The sequence below is a fragment of the Pantoea sp. NPDC088449 genome (assembly GCF_044753225.1).
Classification (GTDB): domain Bacteria; phylum Pseudomonadota; class Gammaproteobacteria; order Enterobacterales; family Enterobacteriaceae; genus Pantoea; species Pantoea floridensis.
This window is the reverse complement of sequence record NZ_JBIVMT010000001.1, coordinates 541,562-559,340: the sequence shown is the minus strand read 5'-3', so window position 1 is coordinate 559,340 and position 17,779 is coordinate 541,562. Positions and strand designations below refer to the sequence as shown.

The 17,779-nt window shown below is 53.8% G+C and carries 18 protein-coding genes; 6 read left to right on the top strand and 12 right to left on the bottom strand.

All coding sequences use genetic code 11. From position 1 onward, the window contains the following. Nucleotides 1-7: 7 nt before the first annotated feature. From potG to ACIP6T_RS02640, 6 genes are all read right to left on the bottom strand, one after another. A complete protein-coding gene (potG, locus tag ACIP6T_RS02665) occupies nucleotides 8-1,141 on the bottom strand; it encodes a putrescine ABC transporter ATP-binding subunit PotG (RefSeq protein ID WP_176519190.1) in 1,134 nt (377 codons plus the stop codon). 114 nt (nucleotides 1,142-1,255) lie between these two features. Beyond that, complete coding sequence (potF, locus tag ACIP6T_RS02660; protein WP_097094397.1) at nucleotides 1,256-2,365, bottom strand: spermidine/putrescine ABC transporter substrate-binding protein PotF; 1,110 nt, start codon at nucleotides 2,363-2,365, stop codon at nucleotides 1,256-1,258. A 372-nt stretch (nucleotides 2,366-2,737) separates the two neighbouring features. Further along, nucleotides 2,738-3,217, bottom strand: coding sequence for a YbjN domain-containing protein (locus ACIP6T_RS02655; protein WP_097094398.1), 480 nt, complete (start codon nucleotides 3,215-3,217; stop codon nucleotides 2,738-2,740). Between the two features lie 87 nt (nucleotides 3,218-3,304). Beyond that, nucleotides 3,305-4,207: a 30S ribosomal protein S6--L-glutamate ligase gene (rimK, locus tag ACIP6T_RS02650; protein WP_400455230.1), complete on the bottom strand. Its 903-nt coding sequence runs from the start codon at nucleotides 4,205-4,207 to the stop codon at nucleotides 3,305-3,307. 17 nt (nucleotides 4,208-4,224) lie between these two features. Continuing rightward, nucleotides 4,225-4,947, bottom strand: a complete 723-nt coding sequence (nfsA, locus tag ACIP6T_RS02645) for an oxygen-insensitive NADPH nitroreductase (RefSeq protein ID WP_097094400.1) — start codon at nucleotides 4,945-4,947, stop codon at nucleotides 4,225-4,227. A gap of 15 nt (nucleotides 4,948-4,962) precedes the next feature. Next, nucleotides 4,963-5,214 carry a DUF1418 family protein gene (locus tag ACIP6T_RS02640; RefSeq protein WP_345826989.1) on the bottom strand — a complete coding sequence of 84 codons (252 nt, stop codon included), beginning with the start codon at nucleotides 5,212-5,214 and terminating at the stop codon, nucleotides 4,963-4,965. A gap of 182 nt (nucleotides 5,215-5,396) precedes the next feature. On the opposite strand from ACIP6T_RS02640, the gene ACIP6T_RS02635 reads away from it, so the two are divergent. Further along, nucleotides 5,397-5,660, top strand: coding sequence for a GrxA family glutaredoxin (locus ACIP6T_RS02635; protein WP_097094402.1), 264 nt, complete (start codon nucleotides 5,397-5,399; stop codon nucleotides 5,658-5,660). 33 nt (nucleotides 5,661-5,693) lie between these two features. On the opposite strand, the gene ybjM is transcribed toward ACIP6T_RS02635, so the two are convergent. Further along, nucleotides 5,694-6,065, bottom strand: a complete 372-nt coding sequence (gene ybjM / locus ACIP6T_RS02630; RefSeq protein WP_400455226.1) for an inner membrane protein YbjM — start codon at nucleotides 6,063-6,065, stop codon at nucleotides 5,694-5,696. A 251-nt stretch (nucleotides 6,066-6,316) separates the two neighbouring features. Between ybjM and ACIP6T_RS02625 the strand changes: the two genes are divergently transcribed. Together ACIP6T_RS02625 and ybjG are read left to right on the top strand one after the other, a co-directional pair. Then, nucleotides 6,317-8,005, top strand: coding sequence for an aspartate:alanine antiporter (locus ACIP6T_RS02625; protein WP_345826991.1), 1,689 nt, complete (start codon nucleotides 6,317-6,319; stop codon nucleotides 8,003-8,005). Nucleotides 8,006-8,370: 365 nt separating this feature from the next. After that, nucleotides 8,371-8,976: an undecaprenyl-diphosphate phosphatase gene (gene ybjG / locus ACIP6T_RS02620; protein WP_097094405.1), complete on the top strand. Its 606-nt coding sequence runs from the start codon at nucleotides 8,371-8,373 to the stop codon at nucleotides 8,974-8,976. Nucleotides 8,977-9,053: 77 nt separating this feature from the next. On the opposite strand, the gene ACIP6T_RS02615 is transcribed toward ybjG, so the two are convergent. Next, on the bottom strand, nucleotides 9,054-10,259 hold the full coding sequence (locus tag ACIP6T_RS02615) for a serine hydrolase (RefSeq protein WP_400455225.1): 1,206 nt from the start codon (nucleotides 10,257-10,259) through the stop codon (nucleotides 9,054-9,056). Between the two features lie 275 nt (nucleotides 10,260-10,534). On the opposite strand from ACIP6T_RS02615, the gene ACIP6T_RS02610 reads away from it, so the two are divergent. Next, on the top strand, nucleotides 10,535-11,191 hold the full coding sequence (locus ACIP6T_RS02610; protein ID WP_097094407.1) for an HAD family phosphatase: 657 nt from the start codon (nucleotides 10,535-10,537) through the stop codon (nucleotides 11,189-11,191). Nucleotide 11,192: 1 nt separating this feature from the next. Here ACIP6T_RS02610 and ACIP6T_RS02605 read toward each other — a convergent pair whose 3' ends face one another. The 3 genes from ACIP6T_RS02605 to ACIP6T_RS02595 all read right to left on the bottom strand — a co-directional run bounded on the left by ACIP6T_RS02605 (nucleotide 11,193) and on the right by ACIP6T_RS02595 (nucleotide 13,842). Next, nucleotides 11,193-12,326 carry a PQQ-dependent sugar dehydrogenase gene (locus ACIP6T_RS02605; RefSeq protein ID WP_400455222.1) on the bottom strand — a complete coding sequence of 378 codons (1,134 nt, stop codon included), beginning with the start codon at nucleotides 12,324-12,326 and terminating at the stop codon, nucleotides 11,193-11,195. A gap of 104 nt (nucleotides 12,327-12,430) precedes the next feature. Then, on the bottom strand, nucleotides 12,431-13,087 hold the full coding sequence (locus ACIP6T_RS02600; RefSeq protein ID WP_400455219.1) for a DUF3313 domain-containing protein: 657 nt from the start codon (nucleotides 13,085-13,087) through the stop codon (nucleotides 12,431-12,433). Between the two features lie 119 nt (nucleotides 13,088-13,206). Next, nucleotides 13,207-13,842 (bottom strand): carbonic anhydrase, encoded by a 636-nt coding sequence (locus ACIP6T_RS02595; RefSeq protein ID WP_097094410.1) that lies wholly within the window; start codon nucleotides 13,840-13,842, stop codon nucleotides 13,207-13,209. A gap of 329 nt (nucleotides 13,843-14,171) precedes the next feature. Here ACIP6T_RS02595 and rimO point away from each other — a divergent pair, with 329 nt between their 5' ends. Next, entirely contained in the window at nucleotides 14,172-15,497 is a 1,326-nt protein-coding gene (gene rimO, locus ACIP6T_RS02590) for a 30S ribosomal protein S12 methylthiotransferase RimO (protein ID WP_097094411.1), read from the top strand. Here rimO and ACIP6T_RS02585 read toward each other — a convergent pair. After that, a complete protein-coding gene (locus tag ACIP6T_RS02585) occupies nucleotides 15,494-15,943 on the bottom strand; it encodes a DUF4385 domain-containing protein (protein WP_097094412.1) in 450 nt (149 codons plus the stop codon). The two genes, rimO and ACIP6T_RS02585, sit on opposite strands and share 4 nt — an antisense overlap. A gap of 114 nt (nucleotides 15,944-16,057) precedes the next feature. On the opposite strand from ACIP6T_RS02585, the gene ACIP6T_RS02580 reads away from it, so the two are divergent. Then, nucleotides 16,058-17,722: a methyl-accepting chemotaxis protein gene (locus tag ACIP6T_RS02580; protein ID WP_097094413.1), complete on the top strand. Its 1,665-nt coding sequence runs from the start codon at nucleotides 16,058-16,060 to the stop codon at nucleotides 17,720-17,722. The last annotated feature ends 57 nt before the right edge of the window (nucleotides 17,723-17,779 follow it).

Genomic DNA, 17,779 nt, shown 5'->3' with positions numbered 1-17,779 from the left:
CGCCCCCTTAAACCGTCAGAACCACACAGCTGTCGGCGTCCCAACAGAGGCGGACTTCATCGCCCCAGGTGGGTGCGCCTTTGCGGTAGCGATGGGCGTTTTGCAGCTGTGCGCTAATCATTTGGCCGCTGCGCAGACGCACGTGGTAAATCGACAGATCGCCAAGATAGGCAATGTGCACCACTTCTCCGACGGCAAAGTTGCAGCCATCGGCCGGCACCTCTTCGCACAGCATGACTTTTTCCGGACGCAGCGCAACGTGCACCGGCACGTTATCGACGACGGACACATCGGTCTGCACTTTTAGCGGATGTACCAGACCAGGCGCATCAATGATCAATGCATCCTCGCCACGCTCACGCAGTAACCCGTCGAACACATTCACCGAGCCGATGAATTCAGCGCTGTAACGGCTGGTGGGATGTTCATAAATCTCTTCCGGTTCACCAATCTGCACGAATTTGCCGCGGTTCATGATGGCAATGCGGCCCGCCATGGTCATCGCCTCTTCCTGATCGTGCGTCACCATCACGCAGGTGGCGCCAACGCGCTCAAGAATATCAACCACTTCGTGCTGCATGCGGTCACGCAGCTTTTTATCCAGCGCGCCCATCGGTTCGTCGAGCAGTAACAGCTTAGGGCGCTTCGCCAGACTGCGCGCCAGCGCTACACGCTGACGCTGACCGCCCGACAGCTGATGCGGTTTACGTTTGGCAAACTCTTGCATATGCACCAGCGACAGCATCTCTTCGACGCGGCTATTGATTTCGCCTTTCGGCAATTTGTCCTGCTTCAGGCCAAAGGCGATGTTTTGCTCTACCGTCATGTGCGGGAACAGCGCGTAAGACTGGAACATCATGTTGATCGGGCGCTGATAGGGTGGCACGTGCGAGAGATCCTGGCCATCCAGCACAATCTGGCCGCTGGTCGGCGGTTCAAATCCCGCCAGCATGCGCAGCAAGGTCGATTTGCCACAGCCGGAGGCACCCAGCAGCGCAAAAATCTCGCCTTTGTAAATGGTTAGACTGACATCATCCACGGCGTGTTGGCCGTCAAACGATTTGGTCAGGTTGCGAATTTCCAGCAGCGGCGTCAACGCCTTAGCCGTTTTATTTGGGGGGCGGGGAATCGCGTCGTTCACTAACATTTCTCCGGCGCTACAATCGCGCGGCACAGCCAGCCGCTAAAAATGGCACAACAGAGGCCAGTACAGCACCTCTGTCGTCGTCTTCAGGCAATACTCGTTCAGAACGAGTTACTTACCACTTTTTACTTTAGTCCATGAGCGCGTACGCACACGATCCAGTTTCGGATCCTGGACCTTGAGCACAAACAGCTTCGCCATCACCTCCGGCGTCGGGAAGATGCCCGGATTATTCCGCACATCAGCATTGATCAGCGGCAGCGACGCTTTGTTGCCATTGGCGTAGTTCATCTTATTGGACACATCAGCGATCACTTTCGGATCCATGATGTAGTTCAGCCATTGGTAAGCCGCGTCCAGATTCTTCGCGTCTTTTGGAATTGCCATCATGTCGAAGAAGGCCAGTGCGCCCTGCTTCGGCACGCTGTAGCCCAGATGCACGCCGTTGTTGGCTTTATCGGCACGATCTTTCGCCTGCAGGATGTCGCCCGACCAGCCAATTGCGACGCAGATGTTGCCGTTGGCCAGGTCATTGATGTACTGCGACGAGTGGAAGTAACGGATGTTCGGACGCAGTTTCAACAGCAAATCAGTGGCGGCGCCAGAGTAATCTTTCGCATCAGAACTGTTTGGATCTTTGCCAAGGTAGTTCAGCACGGTGGCGAAAATCTCTTCCGGCGCATCAAGGAAGGAGACACCGCAGCTTTTCAGTTTTTCCAGATTTTCGGGTTTCAGCACCAGATCCCAGCTATCCACTGGCGCATCGGCCCCCAGTGCGGCTTTCACTTTATCGACGTTGTAGCCGATACCGGTGGTGCCCCACAGATAAGGAATCGCGTATTTATTGCCCGGATCGTGCTGGGCCACTTTCGCCATCAGATCGGGATCGAGGTTTTTGTAATTTGGCAGCTTGCTCTTATCCAACTCCTGGAACACACCGGATTGCAGCTGACGCGCCAGGAAGCTCGACGACGGCACCACCACGTCATAACCGGTGCTACCGGCCATCAGTTTGCCTTCCAGCACTTCGTTGGAATCAAAGACGTCGTAGACCACTTTGTCACCGGTCAATTTTTCAAAATTCGGCACCGTGTCAGCCGAAATATAATCTGACCAGTTATATACATGCAGCGTTTTATCTTCTGCCTGAGCACCAGCGGCCGCAGCCATCAGCACACCAGCAACCACACCTGGCAACCATTTTTGACGTTGGTTGAACATGTTTTCCTTCCTCCTGAGCGGGTCATTACAACGCTGTATACACGCGATCCGAACGTTGCGTTTTCTGTAAAAATTACAGGCACACAATGAATCAATATTCAGCGGGAGTTTAATAGCAAAAACCTATACATGTGCTGAAGTGGTACGTCCCAAGCAGCCCCGCAAGAATAGCCCCCCCTTACCCACCGCACCAGATCCCAGCTTAAAAAACGCCTTTTCGCGATAAGTTATGCATGTTTCTGCTATGGGGTTTGGCATTAGCGGCATAAAGCACGACTAATATCTGGCAATAAAGGGCAAAGTGCAGAATAAAAAGCGGTGGGGCTAAAATGAAAACTGCCGCAAAAAGCGGCAGTTAGCGAGGCGGGGAACTCAATGCAGCATCGCGTGGCTGCTGGAGCTGGGTTGTCGCTCCTCTTCCTCTTCCACAATCAGCAGGTGGTTAGCGAAGGCCTCCATAATCACCATGGAAACGCCCTCTTCACTCTGCTTCATAAAGTGCGAGAACTGACCGAAGGTGAGTCCGGCAGTGGTACTGATCGACTGGCAGACAATCAGCTTCGGCAGATTGTCGTCCTGAATATCAACGAAAGCTTTAATCGTGAGCGAACTGGCGTTGATCTGCGATAGATCGCCCACCAGCGGAATCAGCGCCGTGGGTTTTACTTCTGCCAGCGCGGAGAAGAGGATAACGTTATCCACCAGGTCGATTTTTGCATCAAACACCCCGTCAAAATTCTGCATGTGCGGCAGGTGCAGTGCCTGACAGGCATCGCATTCGAACCAGGTGATATTTTGTTGATCCAGCCAGCGACGCAGCACGTCAATGTCCGGAACGACCAGTGAATCCATCGTTATATCCTGTGGGGTGAAGAAATGAGCGCCTTAGCTTACGGAAAAACCGATCTGGATGCCACGAAAACCGCTGAAAAGCGCAGGTCAGCCGCCGGTTTTAGGACGATAGCCGGGGCAAGCATGCAGCTCTATCCACTGGATCATCATCGTCGCGATATCTAAACCGGTAATGCCCTCAATGCCTTCCAGCCCTGGCGAGGCGTTCACTTCCATCACCAGCGGCCCGCGATGGGCACGCAGAATATCCACGCCGGCGACTTCGAGGCCGAGCGTGCTGGCGGCTTTCACCGCGATTTCCCGCTCTTTATCAGTAATGGCTACCGCTCGGGCTTTGCCGCCGCGATGCAGATTGGAACGAAAATCGCCCTCTTTCGCCTCGCGCTCAATGGCCGCCACCACTTCATGGCCAATCACCAGACAGCGGATATCGCGCCCCTGCGCTTCTTTGATGAACTCCTGCACCAGAATATGCGCGTTAAGGCCACGAAAGGCATCGATCACGCTCTCCGCCGCCTGACGCGTTTCCGCCAGCACCACACCAATGCCCTGCGTGCCTTCCACCAGTTTCACTACCAGCGGCGCTCCGCCCACCATGGCGATCAAATCATCGGTATCATCCGGCGAGGAGGCAAAGCCGGTAATCGGCATATCAATCCCTTCACGCGCCAGCAGCTGCAGCGACCGCAGTTTGTCGCGCGCGCGGGTGATCGCCACCGATTCATTCAGCGGATAGCTGCCACGCACCTCAAACTGGCGCAGAACGGCCGTGCCGTAAAAAGTGGTGGCGGTGCCGATACGCGGGATCACCGCATCAAAGTGTCCCAGCGTCTCACCGCGATAGTGCACTGCAGGGGAATCAGAGTTGATATTCATGTAGCAGGAGAGCGGATCGATGATCTGCACCTGATGACCACGCTCTTCCGCGGCGTCGCGCAGACGTTTACACGAATAAATCGATCCATCGCGGGTGAGAATGGCCATCTTCATTGCAGAGTTCCTTGTGCTTAGCGTGTCGCCCAACCCTGCTGATGCAGGTAATCCAGCATAAACGGACGTGTTTCTTTAATAATCAGACGCTGTATCAGCTGGCTCCAGGTTTCGGATCGCTGGTTACTGTCGCGCTGCTGATAATAGGCGGTCAGTTGCTCATCGTACTGTGCCAGCACGCGTTTATCGACGGGCTGGTAGTGATTCTCATGCACCAGCATCGCCTGTGGCATACGCGGTTTAACGTCTGGCGTATCTGCCGGATGGCCGATGCAGAAGCCGAACAGCGGCAGCACGAACTTTGGCAGCTCGAGTAACGCGGTTACCTCAGCGATGCTATTACGAATGCCACCAATAAACACGCCGCCAAGGCCAAGCGATTCCGCCGCAATCATGGCATTTTGCGCCATTAACGCCGTATCAACGCAGCCGAGCAGCAGCTGTTCAGCACGTCCCAGCTGCGCATCCGGGCAGATTTGCTGATGACGATTGAAGTCAGCGCAGAATACCCAAAATTCCGCCGCAGCGCTGACCCATGGCTGGCCGCCAGTTAGCTGTACCAGCTGCTCGCGTTTTTGCCGATCGGTAATGCGAATAATGGAGGAACACTGCAAAAAGCTAGAGGTTGAGGCCGCTTGTGCCGCGCTGATAATGGCGCTGCGTTGCGCCTCTTCAATGCCCTGTTCAGTAAAGGCGCGAATGGAACGGTGGCTGCACAGTAAATCGATAGTCGGCGTCATAATCCTCTCCGGTGGTTACTTCTTTTTGTTGGATTGATTAAACAATTGCGGTGCCATCGCCTTCGCCGTCCGCCACATCATCATCCATGCAGCTGGCAGCATCAACGCAATACCGAGAAAAAACAGTAGCGTCGCCAGCGGCTTTTTCGCCATAAAATCGGGGGCGCTCACCCAGTCGTTAGTCAGCAGTAGCGCACCGATGACGGCAAGCACGCCGAGCACTTCGAGCAGTAACACGGGTTTGGGTAATGTGGCGAGATTACGCATGCGATGGTTCCTCAGTTGTTCTATCAGCGTTAACCGCATTTTTACCCAATGTATAGGCGGTAAGTATTAGAGTAACAGGTATATTCTTCTTCCTTTAAGCAGGATGGGCGGGCATGATGTTACGCATTATTCACGCTGTGATGTGATTCTAGTCACAAAACAGCAGCGGAAGGAGAGAAGCAATGATTGCAGTGATTTTTGGCCGTTCTAGCTGCCCTTACTGCGTACGTGCAAAAGAGTTGGCTACTAAGCTGACCAGCGAGCGCGACGATTTTAACTATCAGTACGTGGACATTCAGGCCACCGGCATCACCAAAGCCGATCTGGAAGCGCGCGCTGGCAAACCGGTCACCACCGTGCCGCAGATTTTCCTCGACGATCGGCACATCGGTGGTTACACCGAATTTGCTGCCTGGACGAAAGAAAATCTGGGTATCGAAGCATAAGATAACGGGCCTGCGGGCCCGTTTTTGATGCGGCTATCCGGCACGCATCGCCAGCATAATCCGCAGCAAACGGATCAGCAGCGCACCGCAGCCCGCCCAAAACAGCGCACTTAAACTCCAGGCTACCATCAGCAAACCGCTATGTATCATTGGCGTCGCCAGTATTAACCACAGCATCCCCAGCAGCGTACCGCCCAATGCCACCCATAACGTACTGAGCAGCGGCCTTTCCGGCTGTAATAGCGCCATAAAAATGCCCGGCAATAAAAATAGCAGCAATTCTGGTTGTCCACGCACCGCCTGTTCACTGGCTGCGCCCCAGAAATGATGTGCATAAATAAACACCAGCGTATAAAGCACCACACCCAGAACTGATGCTGGCCAGCGATTATTGCGCTGCAACATAATTATCCTCAACTTTGATGTTAACAATTATGAAACTTTTACTGCCCTGATGCGCAAGGTGGAAATAAAAAGAAACAGCTGGCTGTGGAAGGAATGAAAACTGCCGATAGCTGAAGGTGTTAATTATGATTAGAATACGCCGCTTTAGAATTTGCTTGCGCTATATTGTTGCACGTCGCTTTGCGTTCGGCACAAGATAGCGAAAAAAGCCTCTCTCATCAACCCGTTACAGGTAAAGAAGAAGTTAAACAGTGAACATTAACGTCGCAGAATTGTTAAGCGGAAATGACGTTCTGTTATTATTTGTCGTTTTAGCGCTCGGACTCTGCTTAGGTAAATTACGCCTTGGCTCAGTTCAACTCGGTAATTCTATTGGAGTCCTGGTTGTTTCATTGATTTTAGGCCAGCAGCACTTCGCCATTAATACCGATGCTTTAAGTCTGGGTTTTATGTTGTTTATTTTTTGTGTCGGTGTAGAAGCCGGGCCAAACTTTTTCTCCATATTTTTCCGTGACGGTAAAAACTACTTCTTTTTGGCGATTGTAATGGTGGTGAGTGCGTTATTAATCGCTCTGACGCTTGGCAAATTGTTCGGTTGGGATATTGGTTTAACCGCAGGCATGCTAGCCGGTTCGATGACCTCGACGCCGGTGCTGGTCGGTGCCGGCGATACACTGCGGCAAAGTATCACCGATAGCCATCAACTTACGCTGATGCAGGATAATCTCAGCCTCGGTTATGCCCTCACCTATCTGGTCGGTTTAGTCAGCCTGATTTTTGGCGCGCGCTATCTGCCGCGCCTGCAGCATCAGGATCTGCCCACCTGCGCGCAACAAATTGCCCGCGAGCGCGGCCTGGATGCCGACAGTCAGCGCAAAGTGTTTCTACCGGTCATCCGCGCCTATCGCGTCGGTCCTGAACTGGTGGAGTGGAGCGGGGGCAAAAATCTGCGCGAGCTGGGCATTCATCGTCAAACCGGCTGCTACATTGAGCGTCTGCGCCGTAATGGCATTCTTGCCAGCCCGGATGGTGATGCGATGCTGCAACTGGGCGATGATATCTCACTGGTTGGCTATCCCGATGCGCACGCCCGTCTTGATCCCAGCTTTCGTAACGGCAAAGAAGTGTTTGATCGTGATCTGCTCGATATGCGTATTGTTACCGAAGAGATTGTGGTGAAAAACCACAATGCGGTAAATAAACGTCTCAGCCATCTTAAACTGACCGATCACGGCTGCTTCCTCAACCGGGTGATCCGCAGCCAGATTGAGATGCCCATCGACGACAGCATCATGTTGAACAAAGGCGATATATTGCAGGTGAGCGGTGAAGCACGTCGCGTGAAGCGCCTTGCCGATCGCATTGGCTTTATCGCTATTCATAGCCAAATTACCGATCTTCTCGCCTTCTGCGCCTTCTTTATTGTTGGTCTGATGATCGGCATGATCACTTTCCAGTTCAGCAACTTTAGTTTCGGCATCGGCAATGCCGCCGGGTTGCTTTTTGCCGGCATCATGCTCGGCTTTATGCGCGCCAACCACCCCACGTTTGGCTACATTCCGCAGGGTGCGCTAACCATGGTGAAAGAGTTCGGACTGATGGTCTTTATGGCCGGCGTTGGCCTGAGCGCGGGCAGCGGCTTGCAGCATGGTTTTGGCAGCGCGGGTGCGCTGATGTTGCTGAGCGGTTTACTGGTGAGTTTGCTGCCGGTGGTGATCTGCTATCTGTTTGGCGCTTACGTACTGCGCATGAACCGGGCGCTGCTGTTTGGTGCCATCATGGGAGCCCGCACCTGTGCACCTGCAATGGAAATCATTAGCGATACTGCGCGAAGCAGCATTCCTGCTCTGGGCTATGCGGGAACCTACGCGATTGCCAATGTGCTGTTAACACTGGCAGGCACGTTGATCGTGATTGTTTGGCCGCTGCTGCCCTTCTAAAAAATATATTTACAAGCGTAAAGAACTTTCTTTAGGGGATGCAGTCTGAATAAGTGCCACTGCTTTTCTTTGAAATCCCCAAATTGTGGAGCCCGCCGGTCACTGACTTGCGGGTTTTTTTATGGCTCTCGATCCTGTGGCTTAAGGTTCTCTTCAGCGAAAATTGTCATCCTTCCCACCGCTAACGCTATTTTCCAATATTCATGCAACTTTCATCAAAGTTAAACACTCCAACAACCCGCAATAAGATTAAGAGCGCGACTATTTATTCCAGAGGCGCGCGCTTTTAGGCTATCAGTTTTATTTTGCTGGCAATTTTTATGCTGGTGTTGTTTGGGTAAACAAGTCGAGGATATGCCATCGTGATGGAAGCACTTAACCACACGCTTTTTTTATGGATCAACGCCACGCAGGATTCGCCGCAGTGGCTGATCGTTCTGGCGACATTTATCGCCAAAGATGTGATTGCCATTGTGCCGCTGCTCATCGTAACGCTTTGGCTGTGGGGACCGCGCGAACAGGTGCAGTCACAGCGCGCGCTGGTGCTGAAAACCGGTATGGCGCTGCTTTATGCGCTGAGTATCTCGTGGTGCGTTGGGCAACTGCTGCCGCATCCGCGTCCGTTCGCCATTGGTTTCGGCCATCAGTTCCTGTCACATCGACCCGATGACTCCTACCCAAGCGATCATGGCACCACTATTTTCACGTTTGCACTGGCATTTATCTTCTGGCATCGCATGTGGTCGGGTGTACTGCTGTTAGTGGTGGGGAGCGCCATTGCCTGGTCACGCGTCTATCTCGGCGTGCACTGGCCGCTGGATATGCTGGGTGGATTCCTGGTGGGCATGCTGGGTTGTCTGGCATCGCACATGGCGTGGCAGCTGTATGGTGAGCGGATGCTGGCGTTTACGCATCAGGTGTATCGCGCGCTGTTCGCCATGCCGATTAAGAAGGGTTGGATTCGCGAGTGAGCGATGTGGTCGCCATGAATAGCGCCCCTACAAATGTTAAAGGTGCGCATTGATGCGCACCATTTATTTCCTGACACTTAACTAAACCACTTCCCGAACCAGCCGTGAAATTTCATCATCACGAAATCCCAAATCCGGCCAATAAACCCACCTTCCGGCACCGCTTCCATCGCCACCAGCGGACGTTGCTCAATGGTTTTGCCATCCAGTTGGAAGTCGATGGTGCCAACGACCTGATTTTTCTCCAGCGGTGCTTCCAGCTGTGGTGAATTCAGCGTAAAGCTGGCTTTGAGATTTTTCATCTGTCCTTTCGGCACGGTAATGGCCGCGTCTTTAGCGACGCCAAGATTGACCTGGCTATGCTCGCCAAACCATACGCGCTGCTGGGCAAACGGCTTATCGGCTTTAATCGGCGTGACGGTTTCATAAAAACGGAAGCCCCACGTCAGCAGCTTTTCACTTTCACGGAAACGCGTCGCATCGGTCGCCGCACCCAGCACCACGGAAATCAGGCGCATATCACCTTCAGTTGCCGATGCCACCAGATTATTGCCGGCACCTGACGTATGACCGGTTTTAATGCCATCCACCTTCAGATTAGAGCTCCACAGCAGGCGATTGCGGTTCATCTGCTTGATCTTATTGAAGGTGAACTCTTTTTCACTGTTAATCGCATACTCTTCTGGCACATCACTGATCAGACGCTGGCCAATGATCGCCATGTCGCGTGCGGTACTGTACTGTCCGTCGGCATCTAATCCGTGCACCGTCATAAAGTGCGTGTTTTGCAGGCCAAAGGCTTTGACGTAGTTGTTCATCAGGCCGATGAACGAATCCTGACTGCCCGCCACGTAATCGGCCAGAGCGATACAGGCATCGTTGCCGGACTGAATCACCACACCTTTATTGAGCTCCGAAACCGGAATGCGATCGCCCGGTTTCAGGAACATCAGCGATGAACCGCGCAGCTTTGGATTACCGGTTGCCCAGGCATCGTGGCCGATGGTCACCATATCGTCGTTAGTTATCTTGCCCGACTTCAGCGCCTGGCCCACCACGTAGCTGGTCATCATTTTGGTCAGGCTGGCCGGATCGAGACGCTGATCGGCATTAGACTCCGCCAGCACTTTGCCGCTGTTGTAGTCCATTAAAATCCAGGCTTTGGCATCAATTTGCGGTGCCGCAGGCGCCTGTTCAGCCAGCGTGGTGGCAGGAATAATAAGCAATAGCAGTGAAGAGGCGGCCAGCGGCCGCCAGACAGAAGCGAAGGTGTTTTTTCTCATGAGCGTGACCAGATTGTCCTTGTTAAATCTTGGTTTTCTTGCAGGCAAGACATGTCTTGCCCAACGCTAACGGTTCACGCCAGCGAAAAAAACCGTCCAATCGTAAAGTTTTATAGAGTTTATTAGAGTAACCCTGGCACCAACCGCGTAGCGTCGCCACTTTTGCTCCAATACCCGCCAATAAAAATTGCGTGTAATTCCGATTTTTCGCAGAACAGTTAAGCCAGTCACATTTTTCCGCTAACCTGATTTCAGTCTGCCTGAGGAGAGCCGCGATGGACTTAGCCATTTTCGATCTGGACGAAACCCTGATTTGTGAAGACAGCACCAGCCTATGGCTGCGCTGGCTGGTTTCTCAGGGGTTTGCCCCTGAAGCAATCATCCAGCAGGAGCAAACCCTGATGGAAAAATATCACGCCGGTACGCTATCAATTGAAGAGTATATGAACACCACGCTGGCCCCGTTAGCCGGCATGGCAACGTTAACCGTTGAAGGTTGGGTGCGACGCTTTATTCATCGCGACATTATGCCCCGCGTCTTCCCTGCCGCGCGCGAGCGTATTGAGTGGCACCAGCAGCGCGGCGACACGGTAATGATCATCACCGCCAGCGGCGACCATCTGGCCGTGCCGATTGCCAATCGCCTTGGCGTGCACGGTGCATTAGCAATTGGCGTGGAAGTGGTCGATGAACGCTACAGCGGCCAAACCTACGGCACCATGACCTACCGCGAAGGTAAAGTGACACGCCTGCGTGACTGGAAGGCGCTACAGCAGGATCGGCACTTCGAACGCACCTGGGCTTACAGCGATTCAATGAATGATTTGCCGCTGCTGGCGCATGCCGATCATGCCTGGGTGATTAATCCCAACCCGCTTCTGCTGCAGGAAGCGCAGCAGCGCGGTTGGGAAGTGTGTAACTGGGTACGCTGAGTTAACCGCGCGGGGTGCTGGCATCATCCGTCAGCCCCACCTTCAGTAGCTTACCGTTGGCTTCATCGGTCAGCACATACAAATAGCCATCCGGCCCCTGACGGACATCGCGAATGCGCTCGCCGCGGTCCTCCAGCAGTCGCTGCTCTTCTATCACCTTCTCACCGTTAACCTGCAAACGAATCAGGTTTTTCTCTTTCAAGGCACCGATAAACAGTGAATTTTTCCACTGCGGGAAGCGTGCGCTGTTGTAAAACGCCATGCCGCTGATGGCAGGTGAGACTTTCCAGTAATGCAGCGGCTGTTGCGTGCCCTCAACGGCCGTACCTTGCGCTTCTGGCACTTTTTCACCGCTGTAATCGATGCCATAGGTGGCGAGCGGCCAACCATAGTTTTTGCCTTTTTCCGGGATATTCACCTCATCGCCGCCGCGTGGACCATGCTCGCTTTCCCACATTTGCTGCGTCCACGGATTGAGCGCCAGACCTTGCGGATTGCGCATGCCGTATGACCAGATTTCCGCGCGGGCATTTTTGCGATCAACAAACGGATTGTCCTGAGGAATGGCGCCATCCTGGGTCAGACGGATGATTTTGCCGGAGAGCTTATCCAACTGCTGCGCACTGCTGCTGGCAAAGTTGTCACCAAACGCGATATAGAGAAAACCCTGATGATCAAAGGCCAGACGCGTCCCCATGTTTGCGCCGCTCGAGAGCTTCGGCATTTGCTCCAGTACCACCTTAAAATCGCTTAACTGACGATTGTCATCACTGAGTCGCCCATAGCCCACTACGCCACCCGCGCGCCCTGTGTTATCGGCGGTGGTATAACTCAACCATACGCGACGGCTCTGGACAAAGTCCGGCGCCAGCACCACGTCCAGCAAACCACCTTGTCGATTGGCCCACACTTTCGGCACACCGCCAATCGGCTGTGACAAGCCTTTGCCCGGCTGCCAACTGCGCAGCTGACCAGATCGTTCAGTAATTAACAGCGTTTGATTGTCGGGCAGAAATGCGACTGACCACGGATGATCGAGCTTATCCTGCAAAACCTGGACCTGTACTTCGGCGGCAAATAACGGCAATGAAGAGCTTAAGGCGCCAAACAGCAGCGCGGCGGGCAGTAAACGCATGGCATTCTCCTTGATCACAGTCTGCCGTTAAGGGTAGTCAGCGTGTGATAAAGGATGTGCAGGATTTACAAAACATTAAGCCCGGCGCGAAGCCGGGCTCAGCGTTACGGTGCGGAAAACGCCACCGCATCGCGCACCATCTCATCAATCCCCGGGCGGAGATCGTTGAGCGTGATTGGCGCGCTGCTATTCGGCAATGGCTTACCAAAGGCTTTACGCACCACTTTGATCAGCGGCTTGCCAGTTTGCCCATCTACCGCTTCCACTTCGAGGAACAGCGCGCTCTCCTGCGTGCGATGTCCAGTGGCCGCCATGGTGCTGGCGACTACCGCCGCAATCGGCACCACTTCGTAGAACTGCATGCCTTCATTTTCCGCAGAGACTGCCGTGATGGCCGTTTTCACCACCAGCGTGTGTGGGCCTTTTTGCGCCACCAGCGGTTTGCGCTCAGAGATTGCGCGCTTCAGCTGGCTATCGGTATAGGCGCGTATTTGATCCAGCGTTTGCTGGCTAACGCGCTCAGTAGGATGCGGCACCGGGTAATAAACCACCGGCGTATACACCACGCCACGGTAATCGGCGTCATGATAGTCGGGAGAGACCCAGCGCAGCGTCGGTTTGCCGCTCGGTGATTGCGCCGACTGCAGCTGGCTGTAATCACCGAGAAAACCGGAATATTGTTTTTTGTCAGCAACATGAGAGGTACATCCCGCCGCCAGCAACGCCAGCGTTAAGACAGGAACAGAAAGGGAAAATCGCATGAGAAAGCCCTTAATAGAGGTAATTGCTTCTCAAGTGTAGAGGCTGGTTATGAGCGAGGAGAGATATTTTCGCGAAATGCGAGGAAAAACCACCTGCATTGCAGGTGGTTAGGCGGGAATTACTCGAAGCAGGTTTCCGGGTTTTCCGACAGCGAAATGAAGGATTCACCGCCTTTTGTCAGGGCGATAATTCCGCCGCTCTCAATATCATAAACCCACCCGTGCAGACGCACTTTGCCTTTACGCAGCGCCACTGCCACGGAAGGGTGTGTTTTGATATTGTGCAGCTGCGCAATCACGTTCTCTTTCACCATCTCGTTGAGGCGTTTCTCTACGGAGTCATAGTTGCGTTCTTCCACCACTGCTTTCGCCGCATTGGCGTAGTGCAACCAGTGATCGACCGCAGGCATCGTCTCGAGATCGGCATTGGAAGCAATCGCGTTCATCGCCCCACAGTTGGAGTGGCCGCAGATAATAATTTCGGTCACGCCCAGCGCCAACACGGCGTACTCGATGGTGGCCGACACGCCGCCTGGCTCTGGACCAAACGGCGGCACGATGTTACCGGCGTTACGGATCACGAACAGCTGACCCGGCTCCGATTGCGTGACCAACTCCGGCACCAGACGACTGTCGGAACAGGAGATAAACAGGGCTTTGGGATTTTGGTTGGATGCCAAACTTTTGAAAAGATCCTTCCTTTCAGGGAACACATTCTGTTGAAAATTCAGAAAACCTTTGACGATCTCTTGCATTTGTTTGCTCTCACATTATCCACTTCTGCCCTGGCAGTGAGGATTCACCGTCAGCGCGATTTGAAATTTGCAGTGAAGATAACAACTTACATTCACCGACCCAACATTTAAGCAAAACACGCCCCTTTACACAACTCGGATGACCGTTTGCTGCCGGGTATCTAAGCGCTGCGCCACAACGATTTGGCCGCCTCGCCAATTGAGTTAAGCACAATCACAGCACATTGGTTGCCCCATAAGGAGATTCTTACACAGCCTATACATTTTCCTCCGCAACCTCTGTACAATCGCCCCCCTATCCACACTAATTATGATGAATTTTTATCCTTATGAGCCATGTCAAAAATCCACCACGCGTGGGATTCGTCTCCCTCGGCTGTCCGAAAAACCTTGTCGACTCTGAACGCATCCTGACGGAACTGCGTACGGAAGGCTATGACGTGGTACCACGCTACGACGATGCAGAGATTGTCATCGTTAACACCTGTGGATTTATTGATAGCGCCGTACAGGAATCCCTGGAAGCGATTGGTGAAGCGCTGAACGAAAACGGCAAAGTGATCGTCACCGGCTGCCTCGGTGCCAAAGTGGATCAGATCCGCGAAGTGCACCCCAAGGTACTGGAGATCACCGGCCCGCACAGCTACGAACAAGTGCTGTCGCACGTGCACACTTATGTGCCAAAGCCGGAACACAACCCGTTCCTCAGCCTGGTGCCGGAGCAAGGTGTCAAACTGACACCGCGCCATTACGCTTATCTGAAAATTTCTGAAGGCTGCAACCATCGCTGCACCTTCTGCATTATTCCTTCGATGCGTGGCGATCTCGATAGCCGCCCAATTGGATCGGTACTCGACGAAGCCAAACGTCTGGTGGAAGCCGGCGTGAAAGAGCTGCTGGTGATCTCGCAGGACACCTCAGCTTACGGCGTGGATGTTAAACACCGCACCGGTTTCTGGAACGGTTCACCGGTGAAAACCAGCATGGTCAGCCTGTGCGAGCAGTTAGCCAAGCTCGGCGTGTGGGTGCGTCTGCACTACGTGTATCCCTATCCGCACGTGGATGACGTCATCCCGCTGATGGCAGCAGGCAAGATTCTGCCGTACCTGGACATTCCGCTGCAGCACGCCAGTCCGCGCATCCTCAAGCTGATGAAGCGTCCAGGCGCCGTAGAACGTACGCTGGAACGCATCAAGCGCTGGCGCGAAATTTGCCCGGAGCTGACGCTGCGCTCAACCTTTATTGTCGGCTTCCCGGGTGAAACCGAAGAAGATTTCCAGATGCTGCTCGACTTCCTGCAGGAAGCTCGCCTCGATCGCGTCGGTTGCTTCCAGTACAGCCCGGTTGAAGGCGCCACCGCCAACCAGCTGCCGGACCAGGTACCGGATGACGTGAAGCAAGCGCGCTTTGACCGCTTTATGCAGCTGCAGCAGAAAATCTCCAGTGAACGTCTGCAGGAGAAAATTGGCCGCGAAGTGCTGGTGATCATCGATGAAGTCGACGAAGAAGGCGCAGTTGGCCGCAGCATGGCGGATGCGCCAGAAATCGATGGCGCGGTCTATTTGAATGGCGATCGTCAGGTAAAAGTCGGCGACGTGGTGCGCGTTAAAGTGGAACACGCCGACGAATACGATCTTTGGGGCACGCGCGTTTAACCATACTTCTGCTGGTGCGCGCGTTTGCGCGCCAGATAGTCAGTATCTGCCCTTATCTTGTCCCAGCACGCTTTAAAAACGGCCGCCGCAGCGGCCTTTTCTTTTTCTGTGGTGCGCGGCAACACCTTGCCCTCCCCATCATATTTGCGTCCGCCCTGATGATTGCTGTAGCGGCGTGCTCGCGTATAACCCATTTGAATATATTTACGCGCCATGTCCATGCCGACAAAATCGTCCTGCGCGCGATACGCCTCAAACATCTGCATAATCTGCTGCGAAGAGTGCTGCGCCAGCTCCACGGTGCGAAAACGCCAGTGCGGCAGAATTTCACTTTTGTAGGGCTCAACCATCAGCACGCCCTGCTCACCGCGTCCCACCTGATATAACTCGGGCTGGCGACGAAAATCGATGTGCTTGAAATCCTGCTCATAATCAAACGGTTTCATCTGTTTTTCCCACCTTTCATCGTCCCGTGACGTAATTATTTCCAGACGGCGCTTAAGCGATTTGCTTTTACACCGATAACATAACTATCAGCCTACTTCCTCAGAGATGCCCCTATGTTTAAACGAATGAAAATTGTGACCGCCATCATGATGATTCTGGTGGTTTTCACCGCGATGCAGGCGATTTCCGGCTCGCTGTTTTTATCATCCCTGATTGCCGGGCAACATAATTTCACGACCAGCAATCAACTGTCACAGCAGCAGCGTGAAGTGGCCGATGGCTGGCAAACGCTGGTGAAAACGCGCGTCATCATTAACCGCGTCGCTATTCGTATTCTGAAAAATCAAACTGATGAGTCATCACTTGCGGCGATCAATAAACTGCTGCTGTCCGCAGGCGCGTCGCTTGATGAAGCTAATCAGCACTATCAGCTGTATAAAACCATGCCGCGCCTGCCGGGACAAAGCGCCGACGCAGCCAGCGTCATTGAGGCTAAGTTCACCGCTTTCGCTGACATACTGAAACAGTCCGCCGTGTTCCTGAAGGCAAATGACTATGCCGCCTACGGCAATCTGGATGCACAGCAGGCACAGGACGATCTGGAAGCCGCTTACAAACAGTGGCGCGAGCAGAATGTTCAACTGCTAGCGGAACGTAATGCAGAAAACAATAGCACCTATCAGCAGATGTTGGTGATGGTGGGCGTCATGATCGCCGTGGTGTTGCTGTTGCTGATTGCCGTGTGGGTGCTGGTACGCCGTATTCTGCTGGCCCCGATGAAACAGGTTCAGCAGCAGCTGGAGCGTTTTGCTGACGGCGATCTCTCCGCCAGCTTGCAGGTGGAAGGACGCAGCGAAATGGCGTCGATCGCCGCCAGCCTTAACCATATGCAGCAGGCGCTGCGCAACACCATCAACAACGTACGTGATAGTGCTGATGCCATTTTCGGCAGCGCCAGCGAAATCGCGACCGGTAATAACGACCTCTCTTCGCGTACCGAGCAGCAAGCGGCGTCGCTGGAAGAGACAGCGGCAAGCATGGAAGAGCTAACCGCAACCGTTAAACAGAACGCTGATAACGCGCGTCAGGCTACGCAACTGGCAAAAACAGCGTCAGAAACGGCCGACAAAGGTGGCAATGTGGTTGATGGCGTGGTGAAAACCATGCGCGACATCGCCGATAGCTCGAAGAAAATTGCCGACATCACCAGCGTTATTGACGGCATTGCTTTCCAGACGAACATTCTGGCACTGAACGCGGCGGTAGAAGCGGCGCGCGCCGGTGAACAGGGCCGCGGCTTTGCCGTGGTGGCCGGTGAAGTACGTAATCTGGCGCAGCGTAGCGCACAGGCGGCGAAAGAGATTAAACTGCTGATTGAAAATTCGGTGCAGCGCGTGAATATCGGTTCACAGCAGGTGAGCAGCGCAGGCGATACGATGCAGGAGATCGTCAGCGCCGTAACGCGCGTCACCGATATCATGGGCGAGATTGCTTCAGCGTCTGATGAGCAGAGCCGCGGCATTGATCAGATTGGTCAGGCGGTGAATGAGATGGATCGCGTCACGCAGCAGAATGCCACGCTGGTGCAGGAATCCGCTAACGCCTCGGCATCTCTGGAGCAGCAGGCGAGCAGCCTCTCCTCTGCGGTTTCGCGCTTCAATACCGGCACGCGTCAAGCGACGGTGCCTGCCACCAAAGCGGTAAAACCTGCACTTACCCCTACCCGCGCGCTGCCTGCGGTGGCAGCACACAGTAACGATAACTGGGAAACGTTCTAAAGCAGTTATCTTACAGTTGATGAAAAGGTCGCCATAAATAGCGACCTTACGGATGAT

Excerpts from the sequence above, each read along its gene's own strand:
- potF (WP_097094397.1), bottom strand. The coding sequence starts at position 2,365 with ATGTTCAACCAACGTCAAAAATGGTTGCCAGGTGTGGTTGCTGGTGTG.
- ACIP6T_RS02655 (WP_097094398.1), bottom strand. The coding sequence starts at position 3,217 with ATGGATTCACTGGTCGTTCCGGACATTGACGTGCTGCGTCGCTGGCTG.
- rimK (WP_400455230.1), bottom strand. The coding sequence starts at position 4,207 with ATGAAGATGGCCATTCTCACCCGCGATGGATCGATTTATTCGTGTAAA.
- nfsA (WP_097094400.1), bottom strand. The coding sequence starts at position 4,947 with ATGACGCCGACTATCGATTTACTGTGCAGCCACCGTTCCATTCGCGCC.
- ACIP6T_RS02640 (WP_345826989.1), bottom strand. The coding sequence starts at position 5,214 with ATGCGTAATCTCGCCACATTACCCAAACCCGTGTTACTGCTCGAAGTG.
- ACIP6T_RS02635 (WP_097094402.1), top strand. The coding sequence starts at position 5,397 with ATGATTGCAGTGATTTTTGGCCGTTCTAGCTGCCCTTACTGCGTACGT.
- ybjM (WP_400455226.1), bottom strand. The coding sequence starts at position 6,065 with ATGTTGCAGCGCAATAATCGCTGGCCAGCATCAGTTCTGGGTGTGGTG.
- ybjG (WP_097094405.1), top strand. The coding sequence starts at position 8,371 with ATGGAAGCACTTAACCACACGCTTTTTTTATGGATCAACGCCACGCAG.
- ACIP6T_RS02615 (WP_400455225.1), bottom strand. The coding sequence starts at position 10,259 with ATGAGAAAAAACACCTTCGCTTCTGTCTGGCGGCCGCTGGCCGCCTCT.
- ACIP6T_RS02610 (WP_097094407.1), top strand. The coding sequence starts at position 10,535 with ATGGACTTAGCCATTTTCGATCTGGACGAAACCCTGATTTGTGAAGAC.
- ACIP6T_RS02605 (WP_400455222.1), bottom strand. The coding sequence starts at position 12,326 with ATGCGTTTACTGCCCGCCGCGCTGCTGTTTGGCGCCTTAAGCTCTTCA.
- ACIP6T_RS02600 (WP_400455219.1), bottom strand. The coding sequence starts at position 13,087 with ATGCGATTTTCCCTTTCTGTTCCTGTCTTAACGCTGGCGTTGCTGGCG.
- ACIP6T_RS02595 (WP_097094410.1), bottom strand. The coding sequence starts at position 13,842 with ATGCAAGAGATCGTCAAAGGTTTTCTGAATTTTCAACAGAATGTGTTC.
- rimO (WP_097094411.1), top strand. The coding sequence starts at position 14,172 with ATGAGCCATGTCAAAAATCCACCACGCGTGGGATTCGTCTCCCTCGGC.
- ACIP6T_RS02585 (WP_097094412.1), bottom strand. The coding sequence starts at position 15,943 with ATGAAACCGTTTGATTATGAGCAGGATTTCAAGCACATCGATTTTCGT.
- ACIP6T_RS02580 (WP_097094413.1), top strand. The coding sequence starts at position 16,058 with ATGTTTAAACGAATGAAAATTGTGACCGCCATCATGATGATTCTGGTG.